Genomic DNA, 14,010 nt, shown 5'->3' with positions numbered 1-14,010 from the left:
CCCGTTCCGTCAGGGACCCATTGAGATCGAGCCTGGAAAACCTGGGCTATGACCAAGGTCTTCCGGGTATGTTCAAACACCCGCGGACCCTAGGCCAGGCCCGCTTCCCTAAGGCGCTGCGACCAGTGATCCCATCCACGGTCGATCTGGGCGCCGACGAGATTTCCCGCGGCCTTGATTTCGCCCGGCGACAGATACTTGATCGTGCCAATCCGCAGGCCGGCGGTCTGAGCTGCCGCTTCCTGTTCAAGATAGAAAGCCCGGAATACCACCTGCCGGACAGAACTGCCGACATTGACGACGCCGTGCCGCGCCATGAGCACGACGGGATAGTTCCCGAGACTTTCAGCGATGTCTCCACAGACGCTCCGGCTGCCGCCAAAGAGATCGGTAGCGTCTCCATGCTTGTCGCGTATCTCGTAGACTGGGACGGCGTCGCCGAGGAAAGCACCCATATGGGTGACCGGCCGGAGCGGCTGGTCGACGAAGCAGTAAGGCAGGACAGCCGGCGAATGGCTGTGGAGCACGCACTGGACGTCCGGCCGCGCTTTGTAAATCTCGCTGTGGATGTAGCGCTCGAGATAGGACGGCCTGTTATCCAAGGTCTCGCCGTCGAGGTTGAAGCGCTGGAAGTCACCGGCCGTTATCAGGCTCGGAGCGAGCTTCTGTGCCAGGAAGAAGCTTTCGGGATCCTCGGGGTCACGAGCGCTGATGTGCCCGAACGTATCCAGGATACCTTCGTTCAGCAGAATCTTCGTCGCTGTAACCAACTCTTCGAAGACCTTCTGGTGCGCGGGGCTGTGGTCTATCATTTCCAAATTCTCCCATTGCGGCGATGGCGACCATTCTTGTTGTTGTTATCGGTTGCCAACGCCGCGGATTTCACTTGTTTTCGTAGATGCCGACGATCCGATTCTGCTCGATGATGTTGCCGGCATATTTCTGCAGGAACTCTTCCCGGGTGGGCGTCCCGTCGACCTTGGTGTCCAGGGCATAGACCCAGAAGTAGTAGTGATGTTCTCCGTGACCCGCGGGGGGCTGAGGCCCGTAGTACTGCTTGTGGCCGGCACCGTTGGGGCCGACACGGAACTTCTCCTGGGCGTCCGAAAGGTCTGTGACCGAGGGATCGATGCCGTAGACCACCCAATGCGTGAAACCGTTGGCGAGCGGCGCGTCTGGATCGTGGCAGATGACCGCGAGCTCTTTCGCACCTCCCGGGACGCCACTGACGGTAAGCTTGGGCAATACGTTGCCCTTGTCGCCAGCGTGTTCGTCGCGCAGTTTCCCGAGCGGCTCGAAATCGGCTGAGGTAATCTTGAGGTCCTTGATGTTCAGGGGCATGGAATTCGTCCTTCAGCAAATTTCGATCGAACTAGACGCCGGCCTTCAGGTCGGCGACGGATTTGCCTCCGACACGCTGATGCACGCGCGGACCCGATGCGACGGCGACGCAGATCAACAGCTCGTCATGGCGCGGCGCATCCGGCACGGAAAAGGTGATGGCATCATAGTGGGAACGGATGTAGAGCTCGTCCTTGTGGGCAAGCGGGATATCAATGGTCGTGCCGGCGACGGCGACCTTGCTGACCGACGATATCCAGGCCTTGCCACCGCCTACCTGCTCCCGCAGCGAATTTCCGAATATAGTGGTGATGCAGGCGACGACATGTTCCTGTTCGCCTGATGTACCCGCGATACCGCCCTTGCCATAGCTTTCGACCGGCCTGCTGCCGAGCAGCGCCACGGCTCGCTCGCCGAGCGCATGACCGATCGCTGAACTCGGATTAGTCAGATCTGACAGTTCGGCGACGAACTTGCCAGCGAAGGGATTGCGGATGACAACACCTGTCGCGACCTTGACGAGGGTATCGCCAGGCGTACCGCCGTCATGCCGACTTTCCTGGACCGAGGAGTACCATCCCCTGACATCGTAGTCTCTTTCGACTTCACTCGAATAATTCATCTTTAACTCCTGAGTGGCGTGCGCTGTTTCCGCACGCACCGATTAATTCGTTGGCTGGCTCGCACGACGCTACTGCGGCCACGAGTAGACACGGCGCAGCGGGTCGTAGCGTGCGGCTTCCAGCGCCGCTGGCGTGAACATGTTTCCCTTCGATAGCGATCGGTTCGCGGCATAGTCGCCAGATAGGGCCTGGCAGCGATCCGTGATCGGGCGGATGCGCGTCTCCCACGCGACGAGCGCATCCTCGACCGAAGAGCCCTCCTCCAGGTCCTGCGACAGGCTGAAGGCGTTGACCATCGCGCAACCGGCACCCTGGGCAAGCGCGGGGCACATTGCATGCGCGGCATCGCCCACGAGGGCGACCTTGCCTCTTGTCCAGCTATCCAGCTTGGTCGTCTCATACTTGTCATATCTGGCGGTTTTCAGCTTGGCCGCTTCGATCAGGCACGGTTCCAGGAAAGGAAACATCTCGACCCAAACTTCGAGATCGATCGGAACGCTTGATCCGCGAGGATCGGCGGCCGGAGCCATCAAGCCCAGATAGAGCTCATTCTCATTGCAGGGCGAGTAGAGAATCCGCTGAACACGCGGCCAGAAGTTCCACATGTCGATGGTATTGTCCCATTCGCCATGGCCGAGATCTTTCTTCATGCGCGGGACAATCAATCGGATGAGGCCATCTTTCGAAACCCATCGATCCTGTTTGAAACCGATGGAATCCCTGACTTTGGAACCAACGCCGTCGGCGCCGACGATCAGGTCGGCTTCCAGAACTTCGCCGCTCTGGAGGGTCACGCGCCCTTCCGGATCGGCGGCGACTGCTTCGGAATCGACGCGGATGTCGACCCCCAGGGCACGCGCCCGATTGACCAGGGCATCGTGCAGGTGGCTTCGGGTCATAATACGCCAGGGGAGACCATTGAACGTCTCCTTGGAAACCGACTTGTTATGCATCCACGTCTCGTATGTCGGAGGCGTGTGTGAGCCCTGGAGAACCTCGTCCAAGGCACCTAGCCCTTCGAGCACGCGGAGGCCGTTGTGCCAGAGATAGATGCCCGCGCCGAAAGCCCGCAGCTCCGAGCTCTTTTCGTGCAGCCTGACATCCCAGCCGTTCTGCCTGAGAGCGATGGCCGCTGTCAGGCCGGCAAAGCCGCCGCCAGCGACCTCGGCACGACGCGTTTTCCCTGGAGTTCTGTTTACGTTGGCCATGTTCTGGATCCTGCTGTGTACAAGAAGACGGCGCTTGGCCGTCAGGCGTCAATGAAGTTGGTGATGGCTTTCAACGTGATCTCGGGAGATACCTCGTTGACGTAATGGTCGGCGCCCGGAACGACGACGACCGGCAGATCAGGCCGCAGCCTGCTTGTCTTCGCCAGCGCCGCCGCTGACACCAGTTTGCTCGCTTCGCCTCGAACGATGAGGACTGGCTTGGCCACGTCCCGGTAGGCGGGCACCAGGTCCGCTCGCAGGCCCTTGGCGGTCTGCGCCATGGCCGCAGGCGAGGCCAAAGGACGCAATCCGCCGTCGACCCGTTGATAGCCGCTCTGAGCTCTGATCTTGATGGCGCCGGCGGGAATATTCGGATAGCGGCCGGCGAGATATGCTTCGACGGCATTTATATCCTCGAACAGCTGGCTCCCCCCATTCACCCGCGCTTCCAGCGCGTCCAGCGCTTCGGTCTCGATAAACGGTGTAAAGTCGATTGCGATGACCGACCGCACCAGATCCGGGGATTTCGCTGCGGCCGTCACGGAATTTCGAGCGCCAAGCGAATGTCCAACGAGGATGGCACGGCCGCGATCGAGCGTGCGTATCAGACCGACGATGTCGTCCGCATAATCATTCGCCTCGTAGCCGGTTTCCGGCTTGTCACTGAGTCCATGCCCTCTCAGGTCAATGGCAATCGTCGTGAACCGATCCGAGAGCCGGCCCATCAACGGCTCGAAGACCGCCGAGTTGGAGGTGATGCCGTGGAAGAAGAGCATCAACGGGCCGTTGCCCCTCTCGCGCAAGTTCAAGGTGATGCGGCCAATGTCGATGCGCCGCGAAATAGAGTGGTCGGAAGGTATGTTCGCCGCCATGTCCACGTTCCTCGCCTCCGCTGCCCGTCTCTTGCAAAAGGATTATATAGAACGGAGTTAGTGTCAAGCCGATTGTCTGACATTCTTGCAATCTTTAGATTTGACAATGTGGCTATCATGCTGCAAATTTGTTCGACGTGGCGTATGCAACTTCAGCTTACGATTCAAAAGCACATGAGACGTTCCCGATGCCCCCAGATTTGAATTTGCGAATTTCGCCACGGACAGTGCAACGGGAGACCGTCGACAAGTTACGGCTCGCCATCTTCTCCGGTTTGTTTCAGCCGGGAAGTCGCCTTGTCGAAAGTCAACTGTGCACACAACTCGGCATCAGCCGCCCCTCGCTAAGGGAGGCTTTGCGCAGTCTTGAGGCCGAGCACCTGATCGAGATCGTACCCAACCGCGGGCCCTCGGTACCGGCACTGTCGTGGGAGGTGGCAACCGCTATCTACGAGGTTCGAGAGATGCTCGAAGTCGAGGCAGCGGGACGATGCGCGCTGAGGATTTCGCCTGAACAGTTGCGTGAGCTCGAGAAATCTCTTTCCGCATTCGAGGAGGCGGCATCCAGCAATGACAGCCTGGCGCAGGTCATGACCGCGGCGGACTTTTATTCGATCATACTCGCGAATTGCGGGAACCCGATACTGGAGGAAGTCCATCGCGGTCTGGTTGCCAGGATAAGCTTCTTTCGAGGGCGATCGATGTCCCTGGAGGGCAGAGCACAAAGCAGCCTGGCGGAGATGAGGGAGATATTCGAATCCATCGCCGCCGGCGACGAAAAAGCTGCCCGCAAAGCCTCGAAACAGCACGTCTTGAAGGCGAAAGCGGCAGCAAAAGTATCCATGGACAGCGGGATTTGAGGGTCTTCGAATAAGTCTGCAGTTCCGTCTGAAGACTCGAAATCCTTCAAGACGTTCGGATCGGGTCTCCGCCGAACGCAGATCTTCACCATGTCGGTGTCAGACATGTCGGCTAGCGAAGCCAGCAAGTGGCGGATGGAGTGATGATGACCAGGGCCAATGTCGAGCGCAAACCGAATTGCGACATAGTCATCGTCGGTGGCGGGTCGGCCGGTACCTTGCTTGCCTCGCGCCTGAGTGAAGAGCCGGGCTGTCGCGTTCTGCTGATCGAGGCAGGCGAAGAGGCGACGGACCCCGACATCTGGAACCCTGCTGCCTGGCCGGCGCTTCAGGGCCGTAGCTACGATTGGGACTATCGCACGGAGCCGCAAGCAGGCACCGCAGGCCGGGTGCATCATTGGGCGCGCGGGCGGTTGATCGGCGGCTCGAGTTGCCTGCACGCGATGGGCTACATGCGGGGTCATCCTTCCGACTTCCAGGGTTGGGTCGACGCGACTGCGGATCGGCGATGGAGTTGGGACGAACTGCTGCCGGCTTTCCAAGCTATCGAAAACCATCCACTTGGTGGCGACGGCATTCACGGCAAGGGCGGGCCGTTGCCGATCTATTTGCCGGCAGACAAAGTAAGTCCGCTCGCTCGTGCCTTCATGGAGGCAGGCGCATCGTTGGGTCTGCCGCGCCTTAAGGGCCACAATAGCGGAGAGATGATCGGTGTCACCCCTAACTCTTTGAACATTCGTGACGGGCGGCGGGTTACAGCGGCGGACGCCTGGCTCACAAAAGCCGTTCGGGACCGCAAGAACCTGAACATCCTTACGGGATCCCAGGTGCATCGGCTCAACTTCAAGGGCAATCAGGTCCGCAGCCTCGAGGTCTTAGGGCGACAGGGTTCGGTCGAAGTCTTTCCGGATCAAGTTGTACTTTGTGCCGGAGCGCTGGAAAGTCCGGCTTTGCTGATGCGTTCGGGGATCGGTCCGCATAATGTGCTCCATGCCGCAGGCGTTGGCTGCTTGATCGACATGCCTGAAATCGGTCGAAACCTTCAGGACCACCTGCTTGGTGCCGGCAACCTTTATGCCGCCCGCGAGCAGGTGCCGCCCTCGCGTCTCCAACATTCGGAGTCGATGGCCTATATGCGCGCTGACAGCTTCACAGCTACCGGGCAGCCTGAGATAGTTGTTGGTTGCGGCGTGGCTCCGATCGTGTCCGAATGCTTCCAGGCGCCCGCCACCGGCAGGGCCTACTCGTTGCTGTTCGGCATCACCCGTCCGACGAGCCGCGGCAGCGTGCGTATAAGCGGGCCTGAGCTCGGTGATCGATTGATCATCGACCCGGCATACCTGCAAACCGGCAGCGACCGCGAGATGTTTCGCCGAGCTCTCGAGGCGGCAAGGATAATCGGGCATAGAGATGAACTCGCCTCCTGGCGAGAGCGCGAACTCCTGCCAGGCCCCCTGAACAGTGCGGCCGAGATCGACGACTTCATCGCGCGGTCGGTCATCACACATCATCATCCCTGCGGTACTTGCAGGATGGGTAAGGATACGGACGCCGTCGTCGATGCAAATCTACGATTCAAGGCGCTCGACAATCTTTTTGTCGTGGACGCGTCGATCATGCCCAACCTCACCGCAGGGCCGATTCATGCTGCGGTCCTCGCGATTGCCGAGACCTTCGCCCGACGGCACCAGGAAATCCTCCATCTTGATCCTACGGGCCGATGTTCTTGACCGGTTCAGCGCGTCATTCCTCGCGAAAGGCCGTGGAGATCCTGCAGCAGCTTCTCGCCCGTGTGCGAATTCTAACAAATGTCGATCAAAACGCTTAGGGAAGACAACCAGAGTTCTGTAGCGATTGGTTGCTAGTTATTCCTGGTCGAGGATTTCACTGAGGAGAACATGCGCCTCTTCATTTCCCAAAACCTTTACCCGTTCACGCAGAGAACCATAGCGGGCAATTTCATAATGTTAGAGGTGTGACCTTCGGTGGGGAACACGGCGGCGACCCCTCGCCCCATACCATCAAAGACGAGAAGGCCATCTTATTGCCTGCCGTAAGCTTGATTACCCTTGATCCAAATTATTTGTGCAGTGCAGCAACGATTGCTTGCGAGACGCGTTAGGCGTGTATCAGCGCCATCCCGTCGTTGACCAGGAAGGACGCTGTCATGAGGAACATTGCCGATATGATCAACCGCCTGAATGGTCAGCGCAGCGTAGCCAAGCCGACCAGGAGGAAGTCAAACACGCGTTTATGCATTTTGCCCGACTTCGGCTCAAATCCAGGCGACCTGCTCGCCTGGATGTATATTCCGAAGACGGTCCAGCCTGGATCGGCACTTGTGGTTGTCCTCCATGGCTGCACACAAACGGCGGCCGACTATTGCGACGGTTCAGGATGGTCGGAACTGGCCGATCAATACGGATTTGCCCTGCTATTTGCCGAACAGCAACGGAAAAATAATCCGAACCTTTGCTTCAACTGGTTTGCCACTGAAGACACGACCCGAGGCCAGGGAGAGGTCTGTTCAATCAGTCAGATGATCGAAGTTTTAAGGGACAGGCTTTCGATAGACCCGGCAAAGATCTGTGTGACGGGCTTGTCAGCAGGCGGTGCGATGGCCGCCGCCATGCTTGCCACTTATCCCGAGATGTTCAAAGGAGGCGCAATCATTGCAGGTTTGCCTTATGGCAGCGCGTCAAGCATCCCCGAAGCATTCGACCGAATGCGTGGCCACGGCTTGCAGGACAGCCGCGTTCTCGCTGATCGGGTGCGGCGCGCATCCGATCACCAAGGAGCATGGCCCACCATTTCAGTTTGGCACGGCACCGCCGATAGAACCGTCGACCCGGTCAACATGGAAGCAATCCTTGGCCAGTGGCGCAGCCTGCACGAAATTGACAAGGCTCCGATGAAGGGAACGGTCGATGGCCATCCCGTACGCAAATGGAGCGACACAGAAGGCACTACCCTAGTCGAGGCGTACACGATCAATGGAATGGGCCACGGCACTCCACTCCAGCAAGAGGGTGTACACAGTTACGGATCTCCCCGTGCCTTCATGCTCGATGTCGGCATCTCATCCACTTGGCATATCGCCAAATCGTGGGGACTGCTTGGCAATGCGAGAACGTCTATCGTTAAGCAGGAAGCGAATGCCGCCCCACAACCTGAGCGGCAGGTTCAACGACGTGCAAACCGATCGGTCAGCGATGTGATTGAAGATGCTCTGCGCACAGCTGGATTGCTGAAGTAACGATGTCCTTCTCGATCGTCCATGGTTTGTAAATGAAACTGCGCTGCATTGTTTGCGGATCGCGGAAATGAATATGATCGGCGTCAGAAACAAGTTGAGAGATTAGTGTAGGAAGGACTTGCATTCACGGACACCCAACAGAGTTGTACTGCAGGTCGGGCTGCGTTCATTGGAGGCAATGTTCCAGTCCGCACAGGCATGACCAAGGTTGGATTGCCTGGCGCCCCACAGGGCTGGCAAAAAACCGATGTCACCATGGCGACCGTACTTAAGAGCCAGGGATATGCAACTGGACAGTTTGGCAAGAACCATCAGGGTGATTGGGACGAGCACCGGCCAACCATGCACGGCTTCGATGAATTTCTCGGCAATCTCTACCACCTTAACGCGGAAGAAGAACCAGAAAACCGCGACTAGCCAAAGGATCGCGTGCTGGCTAATGGGAAAACGTTTGTCGAGCAGTTCGGTCATGTCGGCGAATATTTCCTGCAGACGATGAAAGACTATCCGCCCAGTCAGCCACCAAGCTCTTTCAGTCTCATTAAAATTGAAGAATCCATAAGGGGCGCTGGTGGAGGTGACTGACGCGTGCCATCGGTGGAGCGTCAGCGCGGGCGCCCCACTGTTAATAAACATCTCGTCGTCATCTCCCTTAATGCGAAACTTTGCATGGTAGTATTTGTCAATACGCAGGCTATCAACACCAACTGGCCGCTTTATTTGGATGACCTTCAATCCGTTAGGAAATTCCCACAATTAGAAGGGCTCCGTGGCGCATCGTCATAGCCATCCCGTCAGCCTGGTGTCGCAAGCCTGATGCGGATGGGAATCGACTTGTATCCAGGGGTTCCCGAGCGGCGGTCGTAGTGCGACAATGCGATCAGACCATTCATTTCCGGATAGTATCCGGCAGCGGATCCGCTCGGGATATTGTACGCAATCGCAGTGAGGCGGCGAACTAGCCGCGGCCCGTCATCAATTTCAGCTGGGTTTCGGGCTGCTTCGACATCAAGTACATCTCCTTCAGATAGGCCCCTGCTGGCGAGGTCATCCACGTTGAGAAAGATGACATCGCGTCGTCCGAACACACCTCTGTAACGATCATCCATGCTGTAGATCGTCGTATTGTACTGATCGTGACTGCGAATGGTCGTCAATGTGAGAAGGTCATGATCCAAAGCTTGCGGATCTTCGTTAAGGCCTCTGGCGATTAGAAACTGGGCCTTTTTGGCCGGGGTGCGCCAGTCGCGGATGGACGCTGGCACGCTCAGGCGAAACCCGCCGGGCTGCCTTATCCTCTCGTTGAAGTCATGGAAGTCCGGAAAGACCACTTCAATCTTGTCGCGTATCCTGTCGTAGTTTTCGATCATTGCATCCCACGCTATGCCATGCCGGTTGCCAAGGGTGGCTTTGGCAATGCCGGCGATCACAGCTGACTCCGAGCGGACCAAGTCGCTTGGCGGTTTCAGAAAGCCTCGCGATGCATGAACCATCGACATTGAGTCTTCGACCGTGACGGATTGTGGGCCCGTCGCCTGAATATCGAGATCGGTGCGGCCAAGGACCGGCAGTATAATCGATGTTCTCGCCCTCAGCAGATGGGAGCGGTTGAGCTTGGTCGTAAGGTGAACCGCCAGGTCTAGCTTCCGCATGCCTGCGAAAGTGGCGTCAGGGTCCGACATTGCCACGGCAAGATTGCCACCGAGACAAACAAGCGCCTTTGAACGGCCCGCGCAGATAGCTTCAATCGCCTCTACGGCGCTGTGACCTTTCTCTGCCACCGGGCGAAAGCCGAAGGCGCGCTCCATGCCATCCAGCAACGCGGTGTTGGGCGCTTCAGTAATACCTACCGTCCGATCACCCTGAACATTGGAATGGCCCCGCAATGGGCAAATGCCGGCTCCCTGACGGCCGATGTTCCCGCGCAACATCAAAAAGTTGGCGATTTGCTGAACATTGGAAGTACCATTCCTGTGCTGCGTGATACCCATCCCGTAACAGAGAATGACGTTCTTCGCCTTCAGGTAAACGTCACCGGCACTTTCAATTGCCGCCCGCGAGAGCCCCGAGACCGCCTCGATCTGATTCCAGGTCGTTTCATCGATGTCTGTTCGCAGAGCCTCGATGCCATCCGTGTGTTCGGCAATAAAACTACGGTCGAGCATGCCGTTTCCGCCGTTTTCAATATCCGCCCTGTCCCCTTGAAAAATTCGCTTCATCATCCCCTTCAGCACGGCAAGATCGCCGCCGGGGCGCACCTGATGATAGGCTGAGGCAATCTCCGTGGACGCCAGTGTTGCCATCTCGACGGCACTTTGGGGGGAAGCAAACCGTTCGAGCGCCCGCTCTTTTAACGGATTGAAGACCACTATCGGAACACCCCGCTTCGCAGCTTCCCGCAGTGTTGTCATCATGCGGGGGTGGTTCGTGCCCGGATTGTGGCCGAAGCTGAAGATGGCATCGGCATAATCGAAGTCTTCAAGTGTGACGGTGCCTTTGCCGACACCGATCGATTGAGGCAAACCTACGCTTGTCGCTTCGTGGCACATATTGGAACAGTCGGGGAAATTGTTCGTTCCGTAAGCCCGCACGAACAGTTGAAAAAGGAAGGCGGCTTCATTCGAGGCTCTGCCGGAGGTGTAGAATTCCGCCATATTCGGATCGGGGAGCGCGTTCAACGCGTCGGCGATCGCTTGGAATGCATCGTCCCATTCAATTTCTACGTATCTGTCAACGGTCGCATCATAGATCAGCGGATGGGTTAGTCGCCCCTGGTTTTCGAGGTCATGATCATGCCAGTCCCACAATTCTGAGACGGAGTGAGATGCAAAGAACGACGGCGTCAGGCGTTTGGTGGTAGACTCCCACGTGACGGCCTTGGCACCATTCTCACAAAACTCGAACGAAGACGTGTGCTTCGGATCAGGCCAGGCGCAGCCAGGACAGTCAAAACCATCGGGTTGATTGACCTTCAAGAGTGTTGCTGGACCCCGTGCAACCACCTGCTGTCGGGAAAGGCTTTCCGCCACCGCCTTCAATGCGCCCCAGCCGCCGGCTGCTGCGTTATACGGTTCAATGCCTTCGGGTCTTTTCCTTGCCATGTCAAATCCGCTTTTCCAACTATGTTGATAAGGTAGTTTCAGCCGGTCCTGCTCACCGGGGGATCGTTCGGCTTCTGACAAGCGGGGAAGCCCCTTGGGCAGTGCCTGCGAATTGTACCCAGTATCCGAAGGCCACCATGATCCCGCCGCCAACAATGTTGCCCAGAGTGACAAATATCAGATTGTGCAAAGCGCCATATACACTAATAGTTTCAGGATGAGGGCCAAGGAGCGCCAACGAAAAAGCGAACATATTTGCCACGCAGTGCTCGAAACCAGCCGCGACGAAAATCAGGATAGGCCAAAAAATCAAAAAAATCTTCGCAGCATCGTTTTCGGTTCGATAAGACATCCAGATCGCGAGGCAAACCAGCCAGTTGCATATAATGCCCCGGGCAAAAAGCTCGTGAGCCGGCGCACTGATTTTCGCTGCAACCGCTGAAAAGAAAGCCGGACTGCCGTCGCCGAGCAAGACACCCCCGCCGCCAAGTTTAAAAAGCACCGCAAGTAAGAAAGCTCCTGCCAAATTGCCCAGCCAGCAAAATACCCAAACGCGCAGGAGATCAATCAAACCAGTTTTGCCGCTCAGAAGCGCAAGCGGCATATACATGGTCATACCGGTGAAAAGTTCTGAGCCGGCAAAAATGACGATCGTCAGCGCCGAGGCGAAAACAGTACCCATTACAAGGTGAGCCCATGAAGGGTCTGCATGTGCGCCCACCGTGAACATGATGATGTCGCCAAAGCCGATATACGCACCCGCCATGGCCGAGCCAATCATGAAGGCAAGTGGGTTACTCTTAAGCGTTACAGGCTTGGACCCGCCCGACTCGGAGAGCTTGTTGATTGTTTCTTCGTACATCCGGATTCCTTTCGGGAAGCGAAGCCTGTATCCAAGTTGATGCCGCGTGGCGCGTACATGACTGCGCCCGTATCTATGCGCCGCTAACAACCGGTTCTTTGGTTCTTTTCAAAGCTTCCATTGCTGCTTTACCGAAGTTCAAATGTCCGGAGACGAGTTCCCGAGGGGTAAGCGCCAGCCACTGGTTGAGAGAGACATCTGCGTAGTGGTCGCTTTTGAAAATCTCGAGAAACACAAGGGGCTTATCGCCTGTGTTTTCGATGTAGTGTCCCATTGCGAAAGGAACATAACCGACGTCGCCGGCTGCGAAGTCAAATGTGCGGGAGTGGCCGTTTGCTGCAAATACGCCCATTCTTCCGGTTCCTTGAATGTAATATTGCCATTCGTCGGTATTTGGGTGCCAGTGCAACTCCCGCATACCGCCCGGTTCGACTTCCACAAGGGCGGCCGCAATCGTTTTTGACACGAGAAAGTTCCTGGAGTCAGTAATGCGGACGGTGCCCCCGCTAGTTTGAATCGGAATCTGGGAACCCATTCGATGCACGAAACCATTGGGAACTGCGGTTGCGCCAGCAATCTTGTCACTGTCTAGGTTGCCTGGAATGGGAAGATTGAAAATGTAACGGTCGCCAGGAGCAGGCAGGTTATCAAAGGTAGTTGCAGGAACGCCGAAATTTTTGGCGAGCACACTTTTTGGCACATGCTTGAACCAATCGCTCAACAGGAACGTGCTGTCCTCGTCAAAACCTCCATCATCGAAAACGAGGAGAAATTCGCAGCCGTCAGGACCAAGCCCCTGAATGGAATGCGGTGTGCCAGATGGAAAATACCAGATATCGCCTGGACCAAGATCATCGACAAAGTTCTTGCCTTCAGGATCAACAGCAGTAACCCTGGCGCTCCCATAAAGAATGTAAGCCCATTCGGATTCCTTGTGCCAGTGCAATTCCCGGACGCCGCCGGCATTCAGTCGCATATCAACGCCGGCAATGCCCTGGGAGATTCCAAGTTCCCGTTTCGTAATTTGCCGGGTCCAGCCGGCCGGATATTGCTTCATAGGTGCATCGGCAAACGAAAAGCGTAGATTTGGCAAGGTACCGGCATCGGTAATCGGCTGATTGAGGATGTCCGGATTCTGAATATCCCGAGCCACGTTGCGTGGTCCGGGATCATCGCCGCCCGCTCCGGCACGGCGCGGCTGTGGCAGGTCTGCGGCATAACTCGTTGACCCCGCAGCGGCGACGACGCCACCTGCAGACAGCGTCAGAAGCGCCTCACGACGGCTCAAACCATTCATTATATCAGCCTTTCCGATAGTGTCATTTGCACCTGCACTGCCTCAGCCGTCGGGGTTGATCGGAGATGCGCACGCCATGCTTCAATGAGAAACCACGTTCGGCCATCGGCCTCGTCGATCCAAGTCTCGAAATAGTCAGCCGTTTCAAAATCCCGGTGCACATCGCAGACATCGCGGGTGCAACGCAGGAATGAAGAGAGTTGCCTGTTGTCGCTGGCGAGTTCTGTCAACATCTCAGCTGGCGTAAGGTGATCGGCATTGTTGTCGGCAAGCCTCTGCAGTCGCCCGATATGACCAATCGAATGCAGTGCCGTGCCTCCGAGTTCACGAGTGCGTTCAGCGATAACATCTGTGATCGAAAGTATCTGCTCGGCTTGCTCGCCTAGCAGTGGCTGGAAAATACCAAAACCGCTTGGCGTCATGTTCCAATGGAAACTTTTCGTCTTCAGGTACAGCGCGAAGGTGTCCGCGAGCAGGGTGGTCAAGGCCGCCGAGACCTCGGCGACAGCGTCGCCGGAATAGAGCGATCTCACCCGGTGAGTTAGATAAATTGAAAGGCTCATTCAACGACCCCTTTTCTGTCCACATGG

12 protein-coding genes and 2 pseudogenes are annotated in these 14,010 nt (G+C 57.1%); 4 read left to right on the top strand and 10 right to left on the bottom strand.

Annotation, left to right across the window (positions count from 1 at the left end):
- Nucleotides 1–89: 89 nt before the first annotated feature.
- From J2X72_RS24015 to J2X72_RS23995, 5 genes are all read right to left on the bottom strand, one after another.
- The gene (locus tag J2X72_RS24015; protein WP_210005246.1) at nt 90–812 is read right to left on the bottom strand and encodes a class II aldolase/adducin family protein; all 723 of its coding nucleotides are present in this window, start codon (nt 810–812) and stop codon (nt 90–92) included.
- A 70-nt stretch (nt 813–882) separates the two neighbouring features.
- Nucleotides 883–1,341, bottom strand: a complete 459-nt coding sequence (locus tag J2X72_RS24010) for a YbhB/YbcL family Raf kinase inhibitor-like protein (RefSeq protein WP_210005245.1) — start codon at nt 1,339–1,341, stop codon at nt 883–885.
- A gap of 31 nt (nt 1,342–1,372) precedes the next feature.
- The gene (locus J2X72_RS24005; RefSeq protein WP_210005244.1) at nt 1,373–1,963 is read right to left on the bottom strand and encodes an amino acid synthesis family protein; all 591 of its coding nucleotides are present in this window, start codon (nt 1,961–1,963) and stop codon (nt 1,373–1,375) included.
- Nucleotides 1,964–2,032: 69 nt separating this feature from the next.
- Nucleotides 2,033–3,172, bottom strand: a complete 1,140-nt coding sequence (locus J2X72_RS24000; protein ID WP_210005242.1) for an NAD(P)/FAD-dependent oxidoreductase — start codon at nt 3,170–3,172, stop codon at nt 2,033–2,035.
- Between the two features lie 41 nt (nt 3,173–3,213).
- Complete coding sequence (locus tag J2X72_RS23995; RefSeq protein ID WP_210005240.1) at nt 3,214–4,050, bottom strand: alpha/beta fold hydrolase; 837 nt, start codon at nt 4,048–4,050, stop codon at nt 3,214–3,216.
- A gap of 182 nt (nt 4,051–4,232) precedes the next feature.
- Here J2X72_RS23995 and J2X72_RS23990 point away from each other — a divergent pair, with 182 nt between their 5' ends.
- Nucleotides 4,233–4,904 (top strand): GntR family transcriptional regulator, encoded by a 672-nt coding sequence (locus tag J2X72_RS23990; protein WP_210005237.1) that lies wholly within the window; start codon nt 4,233–4,235, stop codon nt 4,902–4,904.
- A gap of 146 nt (nt 4,905–5,050) precedes the next feature.
- Nucleotides 5,051–6,634, top strand: a complete 1,584-nt coding sequence (locus tag J2X72_RS23985; protein ID WP_310076166.1) for a GMC family oxidoreductase — start codon at nt 5,051–5,053, stop codon at nt 6,632–6,634.
- Nucleotides 6,635–6,769: 135 nt separating this feature from the next.
- On the opposite strand, the pseudogene J2X72_RS23980 reads toward J2X72_RS23985, so the two are convergent.
- Nucleotides 6,770–6,871: pseudogene (locus tag J2X72_RS23980) on the bottom strand (DUF892 family protein); the annotation flags it as partial.
- Between the two features lie 200 nt (nt 6,872–7,071).
- Between J2X72_RS23980 and J2X72_RS23975 the strand changes: the two are divergent.
- Nucleotides 7,072–8,160 (top strand): PHB depolymerase family esterase, encoded by a 1,089-nt coding sequence (locus J2X72_RS23975; RefSeq protein ID WP_210005235.1) that lies wholly within the window; start codon nt 7,072–7,074, stop codon nt 8,158–8,160.
- A gap of 111 nt (nt 8,161–8,271) precedes the next feature.
- A pseudogene (locus J2X72_RS23970) lies at nt 8,272–8,574 on the top strand (sulfatase-like hydrolase/transferase); the annotation flags it as partial.
- 380 nt (nt 8,575–8,954) lie between these two features.
- Here the strand turns inward: J2X72_RS23970 and J2X72_RS23965 are convergent.
- The 4 genes from J2X72_RS23965 to J2X72_RS23950 form a co-directional block, all read right to left on the bottom strand.
- A complete protein-coding gene (locus tag J2X72_RS23965) occupies nt 8,955–11,261 on the bottom strand; it encodes an FdhF/YdeP family oxidoreductase (protein WP_210005233.1) in 2,307 nt (768 codons plus the stop codon).
- A gap of 52 nt (nt 11,262–11,313) precedes the next feature.
- Nucleotides 11,314–12,123 (bottom strand): formate/nitrite transporter family protein, encoded by an 810-nt coding sequence (locus tag J2X72_RS23960; protein ID WP_310076093.1) that lies wholly within the window; start codon nt 12,121–12,123, stop codon nt 11,314–11,316.
- 73 nt (nt 12,124–12,196) lie between these two features.
- Nucleotides 12,197–13,420, bottom strand: coding sequence for an oxalate decarboxylase family bicupin (locus J2X72_RS23955; protein WP_210005232.1), 1,224 nt, complete (start codon nt 13,418–13,420; stop codon nt 12,197–12,199).
- Nucleotides 13,420–13,983, bottom strand: a complete 564-nt coding sequence (locus J2X72_RS23950) for a Dps family protein (RefSeq protein ID WP_210005231.1) — start codon at nt 13,981–13,983, stop codon at nt 13,420–13,422. Before J2X72_RS23950 ends, J2X72_RS23955 begins: the two co-directional genes overlap by 1 nt.
- Nucleotides 13,984–14,010: the final 27 nt, after the last annotated feature.

It is taken from the genome of Phyllobacterium sp. 1468, from assembly GCF_031455525.1.
Taxonomy (GTDB): Bacteria; Pseudomonadota; Alphaproteobacteria; order Rhizobiales; family Rhizobiaceae; genus Phyllobacterium.
The sequence above is the reverse complement of the archived record's forward strand: the minus strand, read 5'-3'. Positions and strand labels throughout refer to the sequence as shown.